Annotated in this window: 19 protein-coding genes and 2 pseudogenes; 7 read left to right on the forward strand and 14 right to left on the reverse strand. The window is 40.4% G+C overall.

Translation table 11 applies throughout. The features are described 5' to 3' along the window. Positions 1–6: 6 nt before the first annotated feature. The 3 genes from L2D08_RS19615 to L2D08_RS19625 all read right to left on the reverse strand — a co-directional run bounded on the left by L2D08_RS19615 (position 7) and on the right by L2D08_RS19625 (position 6,463). A complete protein-coding gene (locus L2D08_RS19615; protein ID WP_242236398.1) occupies positions 7–2,418 on the reverse strand; it encodes a glycoside hydrolase family 3 C-terminal domain-containing protein in 2,412 nt (803 codons plus the stop codon). 419 nt (positions 2,419–2,837) lie between these two features. Continuing rightward, positions 2,838–4,892 carry a sensor domain-containing diguanylate cyclase gene (locus L2D08_RS19620; RefSeq protein WP_242236400.1) on the reverse strand — a complete coding sequence of 685 codons (2,055 nt, stop codon included), beginning with the start codon at positions 4,890–4,892 and terminating at the stop codon, positions 2,838–2,840. 488 nt (positions 4,893–5,380) lie between these two features. Next, entirely contained in the window at positions 5,381–6,463 is a 1,083-nt protein-coding gene (locus L2D08_RS19625; RefSeq protein WP_255822048.1) for a homoserine dehydrogenase, read from the reverse strand. A 238-nt stretch (positions 6,464–6,701) separates the two neighbouring features. On the opposite strand from L2D08_RS19625, the gene L2D08_RS19630 reads away from it, so the two are divergent. Both L2D08_RS19630 and L2D08_RS19635 read left to right on the forward strand, forming a co-directional pair. Further along, positions 6,702–7,424 carry a type 1 glutamine amidotransferase gene (locus tag L2D08_RS19630; protein WP_242236403.1) on the forward strand — a complete coding sequence of 241 codons (723 nt, stop codon included), beginning with the start codon at positions 6,702–6,704 and terminating at the stop codon, positions 7,422–7,424. Positions 7,425–7,866: 442 nt separating this feature from the next. Continuing rightward, positions 7,867–8,055: pseudogene (locus L2D08_RS19635) on the forward strand (LysR substrate-binding domain-containing protein); the annotation flags it as partial. Between the two features lie 274 nt (positions 8,056–8,329). Here L2D08_RS19635 and L2D08_RS19640 read toward each other — a convergent pair. From L2D08_RS19640 to L2D08_RS19650, 3 genes and pseudogenes are all read right to left on the reverse strand, one after another. Continuing rightward, a complete protein-coding gene (locus L2D08_RS19640) occupies positions 8,330–8,647 on the reverse strand; it encodes an IDEAL domain-containing protein (RefSeq protein ID WP_242236405.1) in 318 nt (105 codons plus the stop codon). Positions 8,648–9,365: 718 nt separating this feature from the next. After that, positions 9,366–11,432, reverse strand: coding sequence for a beta-galactosidase GanA (locus L2D08_RS19645; protein WP_242236407.1), 2,067 nt, complete (start codon positions 11,430–11,432; stop codon positions 9,366–9,368). A gap of 36 nt (positions 11,433–11,468) precedes the next feature. Then, positions 11,469–11,900, reverse strand: a pseudogene (locus tag L2D08_RS19650) (ABC transporter permease subunit); the annotation flags it as partial. Between the two features lie 125 nt (positions 11,901–12,025). On the opposite strand from L2D08_RS19650, the gene L2D08_RS19655 reads away from it, so the two are divergent. After that, entirely contained in the window at positions 12,026–12,877 is an 852-nt protein-coding gene (locus tag L2D08_RS19655; RefSeq protein WP_242236409.1) for a DegV family protein, read from the forward strand. A 268-nt stretch (positions 12,878–13,145) separates the two neighbouring features. On the opposite strand, the gene L2D08_RS19660 is transcribed toward L2D08_RS19655, so the two are convergent. Together L2D08_RS19660 and L2D08_RS19665 are read right to left on the reverse strand one after the other, a co-directional pair. Continuing rightward, a complete protein-coding gene (locus L2D08_RS19660; RefSeq protein ID WP_242236411.1) occupies positions 13,146–14,549 on the reverse strand; it encodes an MFS transporter in 1,404 nt (467 codons plus the stop codon). A gap of 86 nt (positions 14,550–14,635) precedes the next feature. After that, positions 14,636–15,445, reverse strand: coding sequence for a TrmB family transcriptional regulator (locus tag L2D08_RS19665; protein WP_242236413.1), 810 nt, complete (start codon positions 15,443–15,445; stop codon positions 14,636–14,638). A gap of 692 nt (positions 15,446–16,137) precedes the next feature. Here L2D08_RS19665 and L2D08_RS19670 point away from each other — a divergent pair. Next, positions 16,138–16,479 (forward strand): DUF4234 domain-containing protein, encoded by a 342-nt coding sequence (locus L2D08_RS19670; protein WP_242236415.1) that lies wholly within the window; start codon positions 16,138–16,140, stop codon positions 16,477–16,479. 25 nt (positions 16,480–16,504) lie between these two features. Then, on the forward strand, positions 16,505–16,858 hold the full coding sequence (locus L2D08_RS19675) for a DUF2752 domain-containing protein (RefSeq protein WP_242236417.1): 354 nt from the start codon (positions 16,505–16,507) through the stop codon (positions 16,856–16,858). An 81-nt stretch (positions 16,859–16,939) separates the two neighbouring features. Here L2D08_RS19675 and L2D08_RS19680 read toward each other — a convergent pair whose 3' ends face one another. Beyond that, complete coding sequence (locus tag L2D08_RS19680) at positions 16,940–17,245, reverse strand: YunC family protein (RefSeq protein ID WP_242236445.1); 306 nt, start codon at positions 17,243–17,245, stop codon at positions 16,940–16,942. Between the two features lie 126 nt (positions 17,246–17,371). Here L2D08_RS19680 and L2D08_RS24580 point away from each other — a divergent pair, with 126 nt between their 5' ends. Both L2D08_RS24580 and L2D08_RS19685 read left to right on the forward strand, forming a co-directional pair. Then, the gene (locus L2D08_RS24580) at positions 17,372–17,590 is read left to right on the forward strand and encodes an ImmA/IrrE family metallo-endopeptidase (protein ID WP_375337621.1); all 219 of its coding nucleotides are present in this window, start codon (positions 17,372–17,374) and stop codon (positions 17,588–17,590) included. Between the two features lie 49 nt (positions 17,591–17,639). Beyond that, entirely contained in the window at positions 17,640–17,846 is a 207-nt protein-coding gene (locus L2D08_RS19685) for a hypothetical protein (RefSeq protein ID WP_242236418.1), read from the forward strand. A 154-nt stretch (positions 17,847–18,000) separates the two neighbouring features. Here the strand turns inward: L2D08_RS19685 and L2D08_RS19690 are convergent, their stop codons facing one another. The 5 genes from L2D08_RS19690 to L2D08_RS24110 all read right to left on the reverse strand — a co-directional run bounded on the left by L2D08_RS19690 (position 18,001) and on the right by L2D08_RS24110 (position 21,739). Beyond that, on the reverse strand, positions 18,001–18,477 hold the full coding sequence (locus L2D08_RS19690; RefSeq protein WP_242236419.1) for a hypothetical protein: 477 nt from the start codon (positions 18,475–18,477) through the stop codon (positions 18,001–18,003). Positions 18,478–18,765: 288 nt separating this feature from the next. Continuing rightward, positions 18,766–19,119, reverse strand: coding sequence for a hypothetical protein (locus L2D08_RS19695; RefSeq protein ID WP_242236421.1), 354 nt, complete (start codon positions 19,117–19,119; stop codon positions 18,766–18,768). 486 nt (positions 19,120–19,605) lie between these two features. Next, positions 19,606–19,899, reverse strand: coding sequence for a MerR family transcriptional regulator (locus tag L2D08_RS19700; protein WP_242236423.1), 294 nt, complete (start codon positions 19,897–19,899; stop codon positions 19,606–19,608). Between the two features lie 340 nt (positions 19,900–20,239). Then, the gene (locus L2D08_RS19705) at positions 20,240–21,034 is read right to left on the reverse strand and encodes an SDR family NAD(P)-dependent oxidoreductase (protein ID WP_242236425.1); all 795 of its coding nucleotides are present in this window, start codon (positions 21,032–21,034) and stop codon (positions 20,240–20,242) included. A gap of 570 nt (positions 21,035–21,604) precedes the next feature. After that, on the reverse strand, positions 21,605–21,739 hold the full coding sequence (locus L2D08_RS24110; RefSeq protein WP_255822049.1) for a hypothetical protein: 135 nt from the start codon (positions 21,737–21,739) through the stop codon (positions 21,605–21,607). Positions 21,740–21,773: the final 34 nt, after the last annotated feature.

Here is a 21,773-nt window from a genome sequence, read left to right on the forward strand (position 1 = left end):
GCATGCTTAGTTACTTTCTTTTGAAAGTTCGTCTATTGGTTCTTTTGGTGACAAAACGTTTTCCACCTCTTCTACTACAATATCATCGTTTACCTGGAAAGATGCGGTTCCTTTAATATTTTCAGAAGAAGCACCGACTTTTACCGTATATGTCCCTTTTTCTACAATCCAGGCAGACTTATCTTCGTCAAAAGAAGCAAGCGACTTGGCATCAAGCTCAAATACCATATTTTCTTTCTTACCTGGCTGAAGCTCTTTTGTTTTGCCGAATGCTTTCAATTCAAGTGCTGGTTTTTCCAGTTTTCCATCTGGTGCGGAAACATAAACTTGAACCGCTTCTTTTCCTGCTGTTTTACCCGTGTTTTCTACTGTGGCAAAAACTTTTATTTTTTTGTTAAATTCTTTTTGGTTCACTCGAATGTTGCTATAATCAAATGTTGTATATGACAGGCCATAGCCAAATTCATAGGCAGGCTTTACCTTAAATGTTGAATGGTAACGGTAACCGACGTAAATCCCTTCTTCATACACCACTTTTTCCGGGTTTTCAGCCGGATCACCCGGGAAGTTATCTGCTGAAGGTACTTCACTATAAGCAACTGGGAATGTGGTTGTAAGCTTTCCTGACGGGTTCACGGCTCCTGACAGCACATCTGCTACTGCACCCCCGGCTTCCTGGCCAGGCTGCCAGGCTAAAAGAATGCTGTCCACTTTATCTCTCCAGCTGGTCATTTCAACCGGGCCGCCAATATTTAGGACAACCGCCACTTTCTTACCTTCCTTATGATAAGCTCCTGCTACTTCTGCAATCATCGCCTGCTCCTGATCTGTCAGAAGATAATCCCCTTTCTCATTTTTTCGGTCAGCGCTCTCGCCAGAATTTCTTCCAATCACAATGACCCCGGTATCCGTTTCCTTTACCGTTGACTGAATTTCGTCTGCTGCCAATGTCTTCTCTGGAATCAGCGGCGTAAGCTTTCCAAAGTCGCTTCCCCATGGACTGTCGACAATTTTATACTCATCCATCCTTCTCAAGTCTGCAATATAAGTTTTATAGCTGTTCAGCAAATCTTGATTCAGATGAAAGCCCGCTTCCTCTAATCCATCCGCAATAGAGGCGGTGTAGGCTGCATTGACATCTCCGCTTCCGGTACCTCCTTTAATTGTTTCAATTTGTGTGTTTCCAAACAACCCTACTTTTTCTTTTGTACGAAGAGGTAATGTTCCGCCTTCATTTTTCAGCAATACCATTCCTTGGGCTGCGGCTTGCCTTCCCACTTTAGCATGTGCCTGCAAGTCCGGCTGACTTGAGTACTCATATCCTTTAAAAGTCGGTGTTTCAATTACCACTTGCAGAATTCGTTTAATATTGCGGTCAAGTACTGCTTCATCTAACAGGCCGTTCGTTACCGCATTGGCAATCGCCTCCGCTTGTCCCATACCTGGCATGATCAGATCATTGCCCGCTTTCATCTGCTCGACGGGGTCCGTCCCGGCGAACCAGTCTGTCATAACAAATCCTTTGAATCCCCAGTCATTTCGAAGCACACTGGTAAGCAGCTCGTTATTTTGAGAAGCCGGCAGGCTGTTTAGCTTGTTATAAGAGCTCATCACGGCCCACGGCTGCGCTTCACTTACAGCCGTTTCAAACCCTTTTAGGTAAATCTCTCTTAGAGCTCTTTCTGAAACCACTGTGTCAATCGTCATCCGGTTGGTTTCCTGGTTATTCGCTGCAAAATGTTTGATCGTAGCCCCAACCCCGTTTGATTCTACTCCATTTACAAGAGCCGCTGTCATTTTGCCAGCCACCAGCGGGTCTTCGGAAAAATATTCAAAGTTACGGCCATTTAATAAGTTTCGATGAATATTGAGAGCAGGAGCAAGAAAAATATCAATTCCGTATTCTTTTACTTCATTTCCCTGTGCTTGTCCTACTTTTTGCACGATCTCTGTATCCCATGTGGAAGCCAGAGATGTAGCAATCGGAAAAGCCGTCGCATAGTAGGTTTTTTCGTCACCTGCTCTTGTTGGACTAATTCTCAGCCCGGCCGGTCCATCAGCCATCAGCAAGCTTGGTATACCGAGACGCGGAATGCCATACGTTTGTCCAACCGCACCGGCTACTTTTGCTTTTGGTGTGCCAAACATGCCAGGCATGCCGGTCCCTACTACAAGTTTTGCTTTTTCCTCAAGGGTCATAGCTTGAATAACTGAATCGATTGATTGTGCGTTGATTAATTGAGGTGTTTCAGTCTGGGAGTCAGCAGAGACAGCGGCCTGGAAGGATTCTGCTGCAGATGTTTGTGCATAAGTCATTCCTCCAGCGTTAGAAGTAACCAATAACACGCCGACTGCAGATAAAGCGGCGAACCGTTTCAGCTGTGATGTCTTTTTGATTTTTTTCAATTGTTTTCCCATTATGATACCCCCCATTTTTGAGTTCCCTGCTAAAAAGTAGTTTTTCACTTCACAAACTGCTGTTTTAAACGCAGATACATTAAATCATTCTGAAAAACTGGATAAATATGAAAATAAACGTCACAGCTATTGAACAATCCACCCTGCTTCTTATGAGAGGCCAACTATATGTAAGCGTTAACTATATTGATTATAGGCTGTTTTAGCGCCCTGTTTTTCTACAATTTTTTAAGATTATCTGTACTTTTTTATTTTTAGAGTAGAAAGCAAAAAAGACAAAGCCACCTCCAATCTAAGATTGGTAAGCAGTTTTGTCTGCGGTTTTACGTGTTTATTCACCAGCTTGTTTGTTGTTTTCCCTACTGTTTTATAGACTTGCTTATGAGGAAATTGAAACAAGCAATGCCTTTTTTCTGCTTTCATCCATAAATATGATACGTATTACGGTTCTCTTTGGCTTTGTATAATGCTCTGTCTGCATGACGCAGTAATACTTGTGTACTTTCGCCATGATGCGGATAAAAAGCAATGCCATTGCTTGATGTGGCCCTGATCATGTGCCCCTGAAGGTGATAGGGCATCCGGAGTTCCTGCTGAATTCTTTCGGCTACTTCCGTTACTTCCTTTAAGCTGTTGATACCGGAGAGCAAAATCGTAAATTCGTCTCCTCCCATGCGGGCTATCATGTCACTTTTGCGTGTTGCTTTCATCAGCCTTTGGACAAACTGTTTTAATAGTTCATCACCTATTTCATGGCCATATGAATCATTAACTTCTTTAAATTTATCGATATCCATGTACATAACGGCAAAACTGCGGCAGGAATGCTTCGCTGCAGCAATTTCCTTATCGATAAATTCAGTGAACATTCGTCTATTGTATACACCCGTTAATGAATCAAGTGATGCATAATTTTGCAGTTCCTCTTCATCCCGCTTCCTTTGTGTGATATCCCGGGCTGCTACTGTGTATTGTTGAACAAGCCCTTCTTTGCTACTGACCGGTGTAAAAATGGCCTCTACCCAGATCCATGAGCCGTCTTTTGTATACTGGCGGAATTGTGCCTGGCACATGCTGTTTTCCGCTATTGAACTTTCAAACTGCTTTCTTATCTGCTCGACATCTTCTTTATGAATAGTATTAAAAAATGTTTTTCCTACTAACTCATCCGGCTTAAAACCGATTACCTTCTCGTGGGAAGGAGAAGCATAGGTAATCTGGCCATTTGAATGAAGAACTTTAATAATATCATGTGAATGTTCAGCAATGATGCGGTACCGTTCTTCGCTTTCCCTTAACTCTGCCTGTACCTGCTTTAGTTTCGTAATATCTTTGTATACCCCTATTACAGCCCATACTTCTCCTGCTTTATTTTTAAGAGGATTGTAAGTCGCCAGTACATCCAGCGTACTGCCGTCTTTTTTTTGTCGTTCGGTTTCTAAACTAACAATCGTTTGTCCTCTTCGGAGCTGGCTGCGCATTTGCTGAAGCTCTTCTTTTAAATGAGGCGGCGTGAAGATAATGGCTGGCCTTTCCCCTTCCGTGTCTTCCTTTGTCCAGCCAAAAAGAGAAGTAAAAGCAGGATTGATTTGCAGCAGTCGTCCTTGAAGCGTAAATAAGTCAATCGCGTCCGCTGTGTTGTTCCAAACGAGCTCAAGCTGTTCTTTTACATTACGCAGCTCTCTTTCAAGCTTCTTCGTCTCAGAAATATCACAAAAACTGATAGCTCCTGCTGTCACATTTCCTTTTTGATTTTTAATAGGCAGGTAGGTAATGGCTACATCAAGCAGTCTTCCATCTTTATGCCGCCGCTGCGTTTCATAATGAGAAATAGTGTGTCCTTGAAGCATTTGCTGAAAAAGAATCTCTGCTTCTTCTCCTTTATCCTCGGGAATAAAGCCGCATGTATGAAGCGCTGTTTCTGTTTTAAATGCCCCCTCTTCCCAACCGAACACTTTTTTGAAAGCAGGGTTTAATTCCAAAAGATCACCTTTCACCGTCCATAACGAAATTGGGTCCACCGAATGAGTAAAAAATGCTTCAAAAAAAGAATGGTCCATCTCAATTTGCGTCTTCTGGATGGATGATTTGCTGATCCCTTGAATAGTGAAGATAAGGTGAGTACAAAGATTTCTTTCATTAAACAAAGGCGTCAAAACCATTTGTCTGGCCGTTTTATTTTGCGGTAGACAAACTAGCTCATTAAAGGTTATGCTGCTTCGAGAAGCTGCCGCTTCCCTGCAGTGCTTTAGGATAATGCCTTGTGAATCCTCCGGCCACACCTGGTGTAAAAGCATTCCACACACATTTGCAGGCCAATTAAACCAGTCTATTGCTGCGTTATTGATGAAAGCAAAGCGATAAAACATCTCACCCTCAACAGAGAGGAGCATCACAGCATCCGGTATATGATTAAGAAGAGAAGAAGCGATTTCTGGATGCAGGGCATCTACAGGAACTGTTTTTTCAATCATGTTCATCATTACTCCTTTGAGAAATCTTGCTCTTAGAGGAAAAGAAGCTATGATGTCTAAGACGCATAAAGCTCCTTCTAATTTTTCACCTTTATGTACAACTTGTAAAATGAATAAATTCCCAATTTACTTAAATGAATTATATCTTATTAATAGGCTTTTTGCACTAAATATTATAAAATATTTTCCAATTTAACCAACCTGTCCAGTGCATATAAATTCCCAATAAGTTCCTCTGTAGAATAGAATGCTAGTTTCTGGCCCGCTAAATTTAAAGATAGAATCACCTAATTGCACAAAAGATATGCAATCCCCTCCTTTCTTTACAGATCTATCAAAATCCTTTTATAGAATCTATTTTTATGCAAAGCAGCGTGCTTTTATGACTACCTTCTTATCTTTTAAACAGGAAAAAAGATCCACCATCAAAAAGCCGCTGATCTTGAATGGATCAGCGGTTTCATCCGTATACTTTATTTACGGCTCTTTTAGTGGCTTCGATATAAATTGATCAGGTCTTTTAATGCGGCAGCAGCTGCTCCTTTTGGGCTGGATGCCCCGCCTGTGCAGCAGATTCTGCCCATTTCCTCTGTGTAAAACGTAATACCCTTTTCTACGCCTTCTACATGATACAAGGGATGGTCCTGATTGATTGAAACAGGCCTCACCTTCATCGACACGCTATTTCCCGTTCTCTCAGCCGTACAAAGCAACTTCATTTTCTGTTCTTGTCCCTCTATTTCTATCATTGTGCTTCGCGTCAGTTGTGTAATTCCTTCAACTTGTACGTGCTGTAATGTATACTGAGCACAAAATATTTTATTGGCAATAAGCAATAATTTGCATGCACTGTCTGTTCCCTCAACATCTAGTGCCGGATTAGATTCCGCAATGCCTTTTTCCTTTGCAATACTTAGGGCTTGTTCGTATGAAACAAGCTCCTTTTGCATAGCCGTTAAAATAAAATTACTCGTTCCATTTAATATACCTTCTACTTTCGTTACCGTGCTGCCTGCTAAACTCATTTCGCCAATGTCGAGTGTAGGAAGCGCGGCCGCGGTTGCTCCGCTATATTTGATTTGAACCTGCCTTTCTTCTGCTGCAGCCATAATGGAAGCAAAAGAATGGACAAGCGCTCCTTTTGAAACAGAAACAACGTTCATATTATCTTGAATAGCTTCCATTATATAGCCAAGAGCAGGCCCGCCCGTTTGAATATCAGTTGGTGAGCATTCTATTAATACATCCCCATTCAAGCAGGCAGAAGTGACGGGAATTCCTTTCGTTTTACTATAGGAGCGCAGTCCAGCTGATCCTTTTTCACATTGCAGCAACTGTGAAAGGTCGATTCCATTCTCTTCATAAATCATTCCTTCACTTCCGATGATGCCTGTCAAAAGAAAGGTGGCACCATATGTTTCGGCCCAATTGTTTTGTTTACTCAAAAGCCGCACTAACTCTTTTGCGACTGCCCCATACCCTGAAATCATGATTTTTATTTCCTTGAAGTTTGTTCGTTTTTCACGAGAATGCTTATAAATTTCCATCACCTTCATCCCTGTTTTATCCAATTCTTCGAGAATAACATAATCTGCTATATTTTAAAAATGATTTTAAAGAAAAGTAAAGTACTGATGAACCACACCTATCATTCACTTTGTTTCTTTTTTGAAACTTTTACTTAAATAAAATACTCATCCTTGAGTCTTTTCTTTCTAACCAAGAATCCTGTCAGAAAATCTAACCCTTTCTTTCCTCTTTCCCTCTGAAGTTCTTATAATAAAAAGAAATGTAAAAGGGGTGAGGGCTGTGAGAGTACACATTATCGAACATATGGATTTGCTTGGACTTGGATCAATACATCAATGGCTTGAGGAAACCGATCAGCTGTTTACATCTACACGGCTGCATAAAGGAGAACGCCTCCCCGACCCTTTGGAATTTGATTTGGTGATTTTGCTCGGCGGCCTCATGTCTGTTTATGAAGAAAACAAGTATCCATGGCTTAAAACAGAAAAACAATGGCTGAAAAACGTTATCGACGGCGGGAAACATGTGCTTGGCATTTGCCTGGGAGCCCAGCTTATCGCCTCAGCGCTTGGCGCAGAAGTACGGCAGCACACATATAGTGAAGCAGGATGGTGGCCGGTCGCTCTTCATCCCCACGCCCGGAGGCATCCGTTTTTGGGAGATGTTGTGATCCCTGAGTGTTTCTTTCAATTTCATCAAGATACATTTGAACTGCCGGATAAAGCAGTTCTCTTAGCTGGAAGCATGGCATGCACAAGGCAGATGTTTTCTGTAAACAACCGGGTGCTTGGCCTTCAATTTCATCCAGAATTTACGCCTGAGAGCGTACAATATATTGCGAAACATCTGCATCCTTCTTTGAAAGAAGGCCCATTTGTTCAATCCCCTCAAGCTATGCTGTCTTCCTGGCAAAACTGCCGGGCTTCCCAAAAGTTTTTGTTTTCCATGCTGCGCAATATCGAAGCCAGCGTGCAAAGCGAAGCTTTATCTCTTTCCTCTTAATCCAAAAAAGCATCCTGCCAGTCGCAGGATGCTTTTTCAACTTACATTTTATATTTTGCAACCTGCTTTGACTTAACAGCCATTTTGGACAGGTATGCTGACAGGATGAAAGCAAGGGGGAAAAAGCCCATTGTCATGGTGATAAGTCCTTCCATCCAAAAAAGGTCCAAAACATGCCGCCCGCCGTTCCTCCTATATTTGATCCCATGTAGTACAGAAACAAATATAGTGAAGAAGCCTGCGTTTTGTTTCTGAAGGCATGCTGCCCTACCCAGCCGCTTGCAGCAGAATGGCTGCCAAAAAATCCAAACGTGAATAGTCCTAAGGCGAGTATTTTATGAAGCAGATGAGGATCTAACATGAAGGCGTAGATGAATCCTTTATTACGCTGAAACAAGGATACTCCCTCTGGATTATGATTGAATAACTATGTAAAGAAGCAGGCATTACGCCAAAGATTACTTTTGAAGGAGAGGAAGCGGACACGGTAGCGGGGCTTGTCGCCGCAGGACTGGGTGTTTCGATTCTGCCCGATTTAAAAGGAACCGACCAAAGCCAAATCGTACAAATACCCGTATCACAGCCGCGCTGTAAGCGGAACATTGACATTGCCTGGGTGGGAGGAAGATAGTTATTATCACATGCAGCGCTTCAATTTAAACAATTTATCTTAAACCACTTTTTGCAACTAGAAGAGAAATGCTGTACACATAATTTATAAACCCTGTTATTCCCTCGTCTTTTTAACATTATAAAAGCATCCACTTCAGCCTTTTTAATGTGCAAAGTGGATACTGCTTAAATCTGATCAGTATTTATTTTCACCGTGAGCTCCTTTTCATTGGCTGTATACACTGCTTCTCCGTTTGAAATTGGTTTTTCAATATAGAGGAAAACAGATACAGCTATGAATATTGTACTCTCAACTCACAAAGCTGCTTCGACAAATGTTCAAACCAGCCTTGGTCCTTTGTTAAAAGTGCCAGGTCAATCAGCTGTTCAATTGCCGCCTCAGCTGGTGTCTGCTCGGGGACTTTTTGAAGTGATTTGGACAAAACATGAATCATTCTTCCGCGTAATTCTATATTGGCTGAATCGACAATATATACTTTTGTGATATCTGCTGGTTTTCCTACCTTTACTACATAACCATAAATTCTTTGTTTGTCCCACGTTTCCCCTTCCACCCATTGGCCAACTTGAAATCGTGATTTATTTTTCATTTTCTTACTCCTCTGTTTTATTTTCTTATTATTACTTCTGAAAAATTCGTATTTATTCATCCATAATGAACCAGGGAGCGCCTAATCAACTTTTTTATTATGATTTACTTTTTATACAGATTTTAATCATTGATTTATATAAAAGACAGCATGGCTGTATCCACGCTGTCTTTTTTCTCTCTTTCAGTTATTCGTTGTCAAAGAGTGATAGGTTACTCTTTGCTGATTGTAACTGCTCCGTCCTGAAATAGGAATATTAATCACTATAGGGTTATTCCAGTTTGTACAGCCATGTCCACTTAATATTGTTTTCCGCTTGTTCGGGCTTATACATATATATTCGAGTTGTGTGCATTCCCGCCCTGCAAAAACAAGATAGATTGTATAATCCGGCTTCTATTCCTGTAACGGCTCGTTCAATTCAGCTTTTACTCAAAGATGTCAGCGGCTACACAGAATTCTGTTACCCCAGCCAGCAAGGCCGCTTGTTGGTTGTAGCCCACGTAAAGTAAATGTCACGACAAGTATATACAGCACAAATAAAATGAAGGTTTACGTCTCTTTTTCTCCACTCTTTTTTACGTCTATGATTAGTATCTCTCAAAGCTGTATTTCTATCAAGTAATCGTTTGCAAGACAATGCACTTTTCATCTTCTAACAATGCGAAAAGACATCCACTTTAGCGGTTTTACAGCATAAAGTGGATGCTTATAAAGCTTAATGAGCTTTTTCTTTCTCTACTATTTTCACTTCATATTTTGCCAGTGTGATTTCCCCTGCCAGTTCTTTTTCAGTCGCTGTATCTTTTACTGTTGTTTCAAGCGTTATTTGCTGTTCCACTTCTGTAAAATTCATAATGAAAATGAAGTCTTTTTCTTCAGACTGGCGAACCTGTACCGATACACCTTCTTCATGCTGAACGGCAAAAACGGGTGCAAGAGACAATTCACTGATCAAGGTCTGATAAAAATCTTTATGGAAATTATCATGTAAGCGGGCGCCAATGTAATAGGTTTTTCCTTGTTTATACCGATGGCTCGTTACAGCCGGTGTATGGGCGTAAAAATCTTCTTGATACAACCCTTCTGTTTGAGCGGACTGATTTTCGATCACCGTGGCGTAATCTTGCAACCCATATAATTTGTTTTGATAATTCACATAATTTCTGTCAGCCGGATACAGCGTATCGGTCTCAACCGGCTTCATCCCAAATATCCCTTGCAAATCCTGGGGCCAGCCTCCCATATATGTTAAATCGTACTCGTTGACGATTCCGCTGATGTACGTCATAACTAACGTGCCGCCCCCTGCTACAAAAGTCTTTAGCCGCGAAATGGTCTGCTCGCTGACTAAATACAGCATCGGTACGATCAGCAATTTATACGGGGAAAAATCTTGCTCTTTTGTAATGACGTCTACTGGAATGTCCTGCTCCCAAAACGGCCGGTAATGCTGATGCAGCGTCTGCGGATAACGTTTTGTCTCTAGACCGAAACCTTGTGCATCTTCAAGCGCCCAATGGTTATCCCAGTCATATAAAATAGCGACATCAGCTGAACGGTTTGTTCCAACCACATGGGAAAGCTGCTGCAAGGTTTCACCGACTTTGGTGACTTCCTGGAAAACACGATTGTCGGCACTGTTGTCATGATCTACAACGGCCCCATGAAATTTCTCTGATGATCCTCTCGATTTTCGCCATTGAAAATATAAGATGCTGTCCGATCCGTGCGCGATCATCTGCATAGAGGAAAGCAAGTGCATACCTGGGCGTTTTGCTTTATTGACACGGTGCCAGTTTACAGCACTTGGTGTTGATTCCATCAATAAAAAAGGCTGTTGTTTTAAGCTTCTGTACAAATCATTAATGAAGCCGACTTTCACTGCCAAATCAGCTGTGCTTTCCCAATCATTATGCCAGGCAGGATAAGCGTCCCAGCTAATGACATCAAGATGTTTGGCAAACTTGCTGTAGTCAAGGCCCTGAAAAGGAATTAAATCATGTGTATCCGCCATGAAATTGGTCGTAATTGGAATGTCAGGTGTCAGCTCTTTTAGCGGAACGATTTCATTTTCAAAAAAAGAAATCGTTTGATCGGTCACAAACCGGCGCCAGTCTAAATTCAAGCCATGAACAGCATTTTCCCCAATCGGCGACGGTGATTCGATTTGGGACCAGTCATTAAATATGTGACTCCAAAACGGACTCCACCATGCATCATTTAACAATTTAATATCATGATGATATTTTTCCTTCAGCCAGTTTCTAAAAGCACCCTGGCAGTTTTCACAATGGCATCCTCCGCCGTATTCATTTGAAATATGCCACATTAATAAAGCCGGGTGATCACCATATCTTTCGGCCAGCAAACGATTCATTTTCTGCGTTTTTTCGCGGTATATCTCCGATGTAAAACAGTGATTGTGACGGCCTCCAGGCAGCTGTTTTACCCTTGACGCATTGACCCGTAAAACTTCCGGATATTTTTGTGACATCCAGGCAGGACGGGCTCCGCTTGGTGTAGCCAGTATAACCCGGCCTCCAATTCGGTAGATATTATCAATCGCTTCATCAAGCCATTCAAAGTGATACACCCCTTCTTCCGGCTCCAGCGTACTCCAGGCAAAAATACCAAGTGAAAAAGTATTGGTTTTGGAAAGCTGCATCAACTCAATATCATCCATCAAAATATCCGGCCGGTCCAGCCATTGATCAGGATTGTAGTCACCGCCATGAAGCATAAACTTCGCTTGTGTCGTAAATGTCTTTTTAAGCTTTGACATACATTTCTCCTCGTCCCAATTATTTAATCGTTTTTCTCATCCTTTTGTTCCGCCTGCTGTTAAGCGAGAAACAAAGTTTTTCTGCAGCATGACAAAGATAAGAGCAATTGGAATACTGATTTAAATCACTCCAGCCGCAAATGTCGTATAACTTGCGTCCGTGACCTCATTGACTAGATTCTACAAGCCAATTGGAAGCATATAGGATTCCAGCGTTTTGAGAATAATAGAAGATCAAATAAAGTCACCAAGCGAACCTGCAAATCCGTTCATAGCTGCTACAGCTACTACTAGTTTTGAAAATGACATAATTAATTTACAAAAAATTCTTGTATCGCCTGTTCTGTCAATTCGGGCACTTCCATCCAGACCTATAGGGATAAAATCCATGCAGCCTTTCATTAGATATGTATTCATAAGGATCAAGCTGCTAATGTAGAGCAAAACGAACAGCCAGTGACTGTTCATCTTTAAAAAATATTCAAAATCATATACACTTTTTATTAATCATCTCATACTTTCACCATATGATATAGCTGGAAAATAGAATAAACATACAAAAGTGGCCGCAGAACGGAAAAGGGGAGATATTAATGAGAAGAGTTATTTTTTCTACTGAAAGCGGAGCCGATTTACCTGTTCATGTAGCACAAAAGTACGGTGTTCAAATCGTACCCATGCATGTCATCATGGACGGACAGGATTATTTGGATGGCTTCATACCTGTTAGAGATATTTATGACTACTATGCACGCACAAAAAAAATACCTTCTACCACCTCAGTCAATTCCAATGAATATCACGAATTTTTCACGAAAATCAAGTCGGATTTTCCTGGCTGCGTTATCATTCATATCGGCTACACATCACGTGCCTCTTCTTCTTTTCAAAATGCGGTTACCGCGGCCGGGGAGTTTGACGATATTTTTTTGATTGATGCCTTGAATGTGTCAGGCGGCCTTATGGCGATTGTTATGCATGCGGTTACTCTTCTGGAAGCGGAACCTTCTGTCACTCCTTCTGAATTGATCGAAAAAATCGAGTCACAGGTTCCTAAATCACGTCTTGCCTTTATTCCCGGCAGCCTTGATTTTTTAAGAGCAGGCGGGCGGGTCTCAAATGCCGCTTATCTCAGCGGATCTTTATTGAAAATCAAGCCGCTCATTGAATTAGTGGATGGTAAACTTGTATCAACCAAAAAATACCGTGGCAGTATGAGCCGCGTCACAGTGAAAATGATGCATGATTATTTAAATAAGTATAATATCGATAAAGGACAGCTCTATTTTCTTTATTCAATCGGGCTTGATGAGAGTACTAAGAAGCAGATGGATGACATCGCTGAAGAAGCGGGTTTTCAACATGTTACATGGATCGAAGCTGGTGCCGTTATTTCCACCCATGGCGGTCCTGGCGCCTTTGGAATTGCCGGATTAGAAATATAACTTTCCTAAGATTCTACACCTGTTCAGCAAATTTCAGGCGAACAAAAAAGAAAGAAACAAACAAAAAGAAAAGAGCTCCTGTATAGCTTTGATTTATAAACAGATTAAATAAAATATAAAAGAACCTTGATCAAACTCAAGGTTCTTTTATATTTTATTCGGTATACAAATTTTGTTTCTTTCATTCGGATGAAAGGCAAACCCCAAATTCAGCTATTTAGTGATTGTGAGCACCTTAATTAAACTCCCTATCTTTCAACATCTAAATTTACTCTTCTTTCTTGCGCAACCAGGCGAACAGGCTGATAACAATTAAAGCAATCATAATACAAGAATACCCCTGAATGGCATGAGTAAGACCCAGCCATTGTCCAACGTAACCAAGCGTTATGACTGGAATACTGACTCCTAAATATGTCATCACGAAAAAAGAAGAGGTCATATTTGCTCGATTGTCGTCTGTGGAAATTTGATTAAGGTAAGCTAAACTGCCTGCATAACTCGGTCCATTTCCCAATCCGATAAAAATAGTCGTTAAAACGAGCAACAATAAGGATTTTGACCATAAGGTGAGAAATAAACACAGCAGCCCGAGAATTAAAAGAACATAACCTATTATGATTAAACGAAATACAGGCTGTTTTCTCAATATTACTTGATGAATAGTTGACAAACCTAGAACTAAAGCCACCATGGTCCCTGAAAAACTAAGACTAGGCTGGTTGGAGAACAGATTAAGGTAGGTCGGTATAACCGACAGCATTAAACTCATAACGCCCCAGGAGAGAAAAGAGGCAGAAGCCGCCAGCAAGAAAGGCCTTCTTAAAGATTTTGAAATGACTGGTATTTGAAGGACGGTTACACGTTTTGCAGCAGTTTTGCTATCCAACATAAAATTCAGGCCCAAAAGCCCTGCAATAGCAAGTAAAACATGGACAGCGTAAGAAAATTGCATAGGATAGGGTGAATAATCTCCAAGGAAACCAGAAACAAGCGGCCCTACCGCATTTCCCAAAGTTCCGGCAATAGCAGCAACAAATGCGCTTTTTACTTTGTCGTGTTTAGGATGAAAATCTGTCATATACGTAACGGCGATCCCATTTAGAATTCCAACTGATAGCCCTTGAAAGCAACGGGCGATAAGTAATCCACTTACACCACTTGACAAGGCAAAACCAACAGAACCTAAAATAGAAAAGATGACACCTGCACATAATACATTTTTTCTTCCCCACTGTTTAGAGAACTGCGCAACAATAATAATAGTTGGAATTACAATGAGCGCATAGAGTGCATACAAAAAAGTAATAATCCCTGAAGACATTTGCCATTCTGATCGGTATACCGCATAAAGAGGAGCGGGAAAATTAGTGCCAAGTAACGTAATACACAAGCAATAGGCTACTAACCAAAAAGAGTAATGACGTTGTCTAGATATATCTACATCTACTACATGTGATATGTCTCCTAATTGTACAGCAAGAGATTCGAATGACTCATCGCTTCCCGTAGCAGCAATTTTAATCTTAGTGAGGCTTGTTTTCTTACTCTTTCCCGCTTTAATCTTCTCAATATTATAACCATGGCTTCTAAACAACTCCGATAACTGAGCCAAAACTCCCGGTTGGTTTTGTACAAGAATTGATATAGTATGAGTCATCACTCTTCTCATTCCTTTCCTCTCTAATTCTCTTCCGCATTCATTTTAGGTGTTATAAACCTAACGCCTATTTAAAAAAGCAAAGAAAAGACGGCTCATTATTCGAACCGTTTTCCTGTAACTACGTAGTACAAATCTGGGTCATTTCTCCAAAAAGATTGTACTTTATCAATTCCTACTTCTTTTGTGAGCTCCCCAAATGCAATATCATGTCTGATATATTCGGTTGCCACTAAAACCAAGGCGGGGTCTTTTGTTTTAACTGCCCAAGCAGCTGTATCAGGAGAGAAATTGGCAATTAATACTTCTTCCTTATCCCGGACAACAATTGTTAAGTGTCCGCCCATCCGTTTTTCTGATATATCATGAGCCATAAAATCATGGTGGTATGTGATACCTAGTTTCGTGTTTGGTTCTGAAAAAAGCATTGAAAATACCTTGATTTTCTCACTAACCTTTTTCTCTATCACTTTCTTAACAGCTGAGGCTTGAGGACTCCAAATGGATAACCAGACTTCTTCTTGCGCCTTGTCAATCATTTCAATGATTTCAGTCATCACCTTCTCATCACTATTTACACGCCAAATTACATCTGTTTCTTGTTCATTTTCTAACGATAGCAGATTCTTTTCTAGAAAATCGAAAGACTCATCAAAGCTTTTCCGCATCCGCTGGATTAATTCTTTCGCCGGAAGAGGCACATACTTCACGGGCTCTGAAGGAACAGTATAAATAGCCCCTTTATCCAACAACTTGCCTAAAACCTCATAAATCATAGAGCGTGGCACACCAGATCGCTTGCTGACCTCGTACCCTGTTACAGGTGAATTTTTCAACAAATTAATATAGGCTTTACATTCGTATTGGGAAAAGCCTAGTTTTTGCAATTCTTTAAAGATTTCCTCCATTAGCTTCTCCCTTGGTTAGTAGTTATTATAATAATTACTATATGTATTCTTTATATGAGTGTCAATGGCGTTATTACTCATTTATATCCATTCGATTTTTCTCTAGCATTTTTAATGGCTATCCCCCAATCGAAATATAAACCTATAAATAAAAAAAGAACCAAAAGTCGTTTGTATTAAGATTTTAAACGAGAAGAGAAGCGTTTCTTAGCAGCCTCCCTATTCGCTTGCCCTCTTAATACAACACCTGTTTTGCTAGTTGCTGTAATGACAAAAATATAGAGCTTAACCTTAAAAGAAATTATAGTTTAAAGTCTAAAGTAAAGCTTTATGCTTCTTTTTTTACTTTTTATCCCCCTTTAAATAACGATATTTTTCAAATGATCTACTAAATTTTAAAGAGGACGAATCGACTTAATCTGAGGAAAAGAAGTTTGCAGAGCACCTAGATTCAATTTTTTCCCATTTAATACTTTTCCTTTCAAAATTCCCTTTTACTTATAGTTTAGTTTCGATTATTATAGATTAGGTCTGTTGAATCAATCTTTTTAACCCAGTTTGCTTTTTTATTTTGTACATATTCTTTCAAACAGACAAGATTGAAGGACATGAATTTGATGTATAGTCGTTCATCCTTACCTGCTTGGCAGGAATGAACTTGCTATAAAACTGCTGAAAGAGGACGTGTCATCATGGTAAAGCAACGCAGCGTTGCAATTGCAATCATTCTTAGCTTAATTACATGCGGTCTGTACACTTTGTACTGGCAGTACACATTGTCGGAGGATCTTCGTGAACTCAGCCGCGATTACTCTTTATCTGGAGGAATGGCCATTCTTTTAGGACTGATTACGTGTGGACTTTATACGTTATACTGGTACTATAAAATCGGCCGGGCTTTACGAACAGCACAAGAAACGAAAGGTGTTTCTTCTTCAGATCAAGGCGTTCTATTTGTCATTTTAGGGGTGTTTGGATTTGGGATTATATCCATGGCAATCGCTCAGGCAGAGATTAATAAGCTCGTGGACTAATAGAAAAGCGTGGGAAAGAAAGCTTTTGATAGGGGCTGCATTTCTCATAGCAGCCCTTATTTACCTTAAAGTTCTTTCTCCAAAATGGGGCCTGCATATTCCTTGTTTGTTCCGGGAAGCAACAGGCTTTTACTGCCCCGGCTGTGGTGTCACAAGAGCATCCTTAGCCCTGATTGATGGGAATTTGTATCAATCTTTCCGCTATAATATGCTCGTTTATGTCCTGATCCCTTTCTTTGGACTTTATTTATACTGGTCTCATAAGGGAAACCGAGTATGGGCTGAACGCTTAATGGTCAGCGCAGCCATTCTGGCACTTTTATTCGGAATCATACGAAACACAGAAACAGGCGCTATTTGGGCACCTGTATCACTTTAAAGCAGAAAAAGGACACGGTTTACTGTGTCCTTTTCTTGTACCCTTACCTTGTTTTAGTCATGATTTTATTCATGTGCAACATTAATCCTCAGCCATTAGGAGCAGTGCATCTTTCCCTTTCATCCCTGCCGCAATGCCGAGCTTTTTCGCTTCATCAGTGATCGATTCCAACGGCGCTTCCAACAATTGTTCAATTGTGGTTACACCTAGTGCACGGCCTGCAATAATGCCTCTCTCTTTTTTCTTATTCAGTATTTCCACATCTAAAGCTCCGCACATAATATAGCCTTTTTCATTTGTTACAGCAGAGAAATACGTTTTCGGAAAGTTAATCGTTACGGCGGTAAACTGTTTTCCTTCAATAACTACTGGATACATGTTTATCATACATTCCAACACTCCTTCCTCCCTATAAGGTATAGATAGGAAAGGAAAATGTGCAGTGGTTTTGCCTAATATAAAATTATCCAGTTTTCGCACGCCCTATTTGTTAGCATTTTTCGAGCTTTTCGGATCACTAACCAGCTAAATACTCAGCAGAAATGGAAGGAATTTGCACATGAGCTCTGCCATTTTCTTTGTCATGCTGGCAATCAAGAAACTCTCCCCTTACCTTTTATACGGTCACAAGAGGGCAGGCGCAGGCTTTTTCTTATCATTTTTGTCTCCCTACTTTTATGTCGGAGAACCTGCATGTGCCGGATACTGAAGATGCTGCAGCGGCAGTTATAAATGAAGTTTTCAACGTAGAATATGAATTTGCTTTAGAACGCCTGCGCCATTGGATTATTCAGCAAGCCTCCATTTTGTCCAGCTGCAAGAGTGGCAAGCTAAGACCTTCACCCTTCACTTCTGCATGCCGACTTTTATGCTTGAAAAATTAGATCTGCTCCTCGATAAACGGCTGGCCGTTAATAAAGCTGCAGAGTTATTTAATGTGGAATATTTTTTGCGGAAGAGCGCCTTGCTCTCTGGGAGATTCAAATGATGGGCGTTATGTACGGAAAATCTCCTTTTCTTTTATGATGAGGAGTTTATTTTAAACTTTAATAAAAATTTCAGAAACAAAAAAGACCTTATAGTACTTTTGATAAAAGTATCTTTGCAAGGTCTTTCTTGATGACTGTATGCATACCCTTGGCCTAATGGTCGTCTCCCTGCTCAAGCCGGCCATCCTGCTGTCCCGCTAATTCCATTTCATGAAAAAGCGAGAGTTCAGAAAGGTCAGTATGGTCGTCGGGGCCGACTTTGTTGGTCAGATAGCCTTCATAGCGCACGTCCATCATGGCGATAAATCCTTCTGGTTTATCTAAAACAGTCTGTCCCGTTAATTCATAAACAGGCAGCGCAGTTTGAACAAAACGCATTTTTTCATGATGGGTAAAGTTGTCCCAATCCGTCATGGAAAACGAGTGAAGGGTTTCTTTGCTGATGGCCTGTTCACCCAAAAAACTAGGTTTCTCCCCACCTGTATTTTCAGAAGCAGCAAAGGGTTCTATTTTTCCAAACAGGCTGGAACGAGACCCTTCTTCCCATATAGTGGATAAGCTTAACCCAGCACCAACACCTATTAGTACCATAAAAACTGGCGCAAACAGTAACATGAGTACGTATTTCATAAGAGGCATCTCCTTTTTTACCTAGTGCGCTAGGTGTCCCGATATAAATAGATGCCGGAGATTTTTGCTTTGTTGTTTTCTCGTAAAACAAAGACGCCGTTCTCCGTAACTCCTATCTTTTCAACAAAGGAGGAAATTTATTCAAAATATTTTTAAAATAAAATTTTTGGTAAATAACTTTATTCATTTTCCTTTATAGAAAAACAGACAATTAACACAATAAAAGCATCCATGAATTTCTTCATGGATGCTTCCTCATTTTCTAATTTACTTTATACACAGTGTTTTTTAGCTGTCCTGCCCTCTATCATAGCCATCTCCGCCGCCAGTATATCCACCTGACTGCCCTCCACCGTAGCCATATCCGCCGCCAGAATACCCGTCTGACTGCCCTCCACCGTAACCATATCCGCCGCCGTATCCAGGGTAATGAGGGTAGCGCGGGTAGCGTGGATAGCGTGGATAACGCGGGTATGGGTAATACGGATAAAATGGAAATAAAGGGAACAATGGAAAGTATGGGTAACGCGGCTGCCGTGGTCTTGGATAGTAGTGATACGGCTGTTGTACCTCTAGTGCTTCATCAAACTCGCCCTGTTCGTGAGAGAAAAATTCTTCCGGATATACATTTTGATCTTCCAACATTAAACCCTCCATCCATTTGACTTTCTCCTTACTGTATTCAAATGGATGACAGCTGGTATGGGCATTTGTTTAAAAAAAGAATTTCTTTGCATTTCTTTATAAAGAATTTTTATGAGTGCCTGTACAAATGAAGGATAATAGCAGAATAATTTCAAAGAAAATTTAAGCTGGCCTTTCGGCGTATAACCTAAAAAGTACTCTTTTCACAAACAGTCCTTTAAAACATAAGACGGTTTATGTTTATTATTTTGTTTAAAGAAAGTGACAAAAGACTATAAAAAAGCCCGCAGGCACTCTCCAAACTAAAAAGTAGCTGCGGACTGCAATCGCCCATTATAATACGTGTTTTTACTCATATGTCAGAAGTACATTTATGCTCTTCCGGCTTTCTTACTTTTCAAGAATGTACTTACATAAGTATTGCAATTAATAATATAAAAAGAAAAATCCTACATACAAATCTTAATTTAGTAAGCGATTTCATTATTGCAGTCCATCTACAAGGCCGTATGCAGTTTCTCTCTTTCTTTCAGCTTGCTCCATCTCTTTTCTGATTTCCTTCGTTAAATAGCCTTCTTTAATTTTACTGGAGATTTCGACTAATTTTTCGATATCTGAAAACGAATATTTTCGGGTATTCGCTTTTGATTTTTGAGGAGAGATCAATTTTTGCTCTTCATAATAACGGATCTTTCTATAGGATAGGGCTGTTAATTCACTTACTACACCAATACTGATTGCTTTTATCTCTTTGTATGGTTCATTTTTAAACGACATAAGCTTCTTCCCCTTTACCCTAAGATTGTTGTGTTTGTTTAGTGAATAAAGCAATTCCTTCATTTGATGACTAGAAATACGCTTTTTAGAGCCTTGTCATTGATAATCTTATATTCACACAACTAACACATTCGCTAAATATTATTTTCTCATCTCACGAGATAAAATGGGATTTTGTGTTAAAATTTCTAACAAACAAATTTAATAAAACTTAAATAAGGTCCATTGAACTACCGCCCACTTACCTGACGGTTGAAGTGGGGGATGTTCTCTCCAAAGATGATAAAAAAGAGACCGTCTGACTAACACATCAAACGGTCTGGATACAAATCCCGATTTCTTATTTCATCACACTCCCGCCTGATAGCAGAATTGATTCACCTGTTAAATTCGGTGCAGCATCCGTCAGTAAAAAACCGATCGTATTTGCGACTTCAATGGGTGTCGTAATTCTTCCGGATGGAAGGCCTTTTAACACTTCTTCATATTTCTGTTCAAAGGATTGTCCTTTTTCTTCCGCCCTTCTTTTAATGGCGCTGCGGCCCATTTTGGTATCCACATAGCCAGGACACACGGCATTCACCGTTATACGGTGTGGTGCCGCTTCAACTGCAAGAGACTGCGTGAACCCGCGAAGTGCGAATTTGCTGGCTGCATATGCACTGTTTCCATGAGTGCCGCGAATACCAGACAAGGAAGATATATTGACGATCCGTCCAAATCCTTTTTCTTTCATCTTCAGGTAAACGAGCTTTGTCAGCATCATTGCTGATGTTACATTGACATGTAGCATGTTGGCGACAAATTCTTCCCCTAGTTCCTCGAGTACCTCTCCTCCCGCTACACCCGCACAATTGACCAAGCCTGAGACAAAACCCATTTCTTTCTCACATGATCTGATTAGATGTTCCCTCTGTTCCTGATTAGAGAGATCTGCTTTAACAAAGTGCACTGCCGTACCTTCAGACTTTAACTCATTTGCAAGCTGTTTAAGCTTTTCTTCATTTCTTCCTGTAAGTGAGATTTTAGCGCCCATTGAAGCTGCTATTTTAGCTGTTTGGGAACCGATGTCACCGGATGCACCGGTTATTAATACATGTATGCCATCTAATGCTGTCTTTGAAAAAATAGCCATAATCTTTTCCCCTTTTCCACTATTAATCTAAAGAAACTGTTCCCTCATTTGAGAAAAATATGCCCGGTACAGCTATCTCAGAAATCGGTTGATCCAGTTGACTGAACTGGTCGGCATACAACAAACATATATGGTTTTATCTCAATATGTATTGACTAGCTATCTTACTCTAAAGAATAAATGAATAAAAAGAAACAACCTTAGTCAGCTAAGAGAAGTTTCTTTCTTTACCTTTCACTTCATCGTATTGCATCTAAACCTTTACAAAACCGAATCACAATACAACCGCCACATTGAGAAATCCTATCTACATACCTAACTCCATTTAAGCGTTCCTCATTTAATCGACCTATTTCCTCAAGTGTAAGCAAGACTCTCGTGCCATTATTTCGACCATGATGGTCTCCACACTGGCAGCAACCTCCTGAGCACATATCTCCATTCCCCCTCTCTATAAATATTGCACACTATTATTTATTCTTAAGAATTGGAAATGGGAACGGCTAAAAACATAGTTTACAAGACAATAAAAAAGAGAACAGCTTTCGCTGTTCTCTCTGCTTTGAAAATTCATATCATTTCAGCAGGAAAATACTTGTTAAAATATTTCCCTGCCATTAATTGTAAATATTTTCCGTGCCACTTTGACAGTTCATGCTGTTGAAATAATTCTGGCATCCCTAACTTCTCTGAACGCTTTCCCATGAAGCCGTCTCCAATACTTAATGTATCAATCCAG

This window comes from Domibacillus sp. PGB-M46, assembly GCF_022668875.1.
Lineage (GTDB): Bacteria > Bacillota > Bacilli > Bacillales > Domibacillaceae > Domibacillus.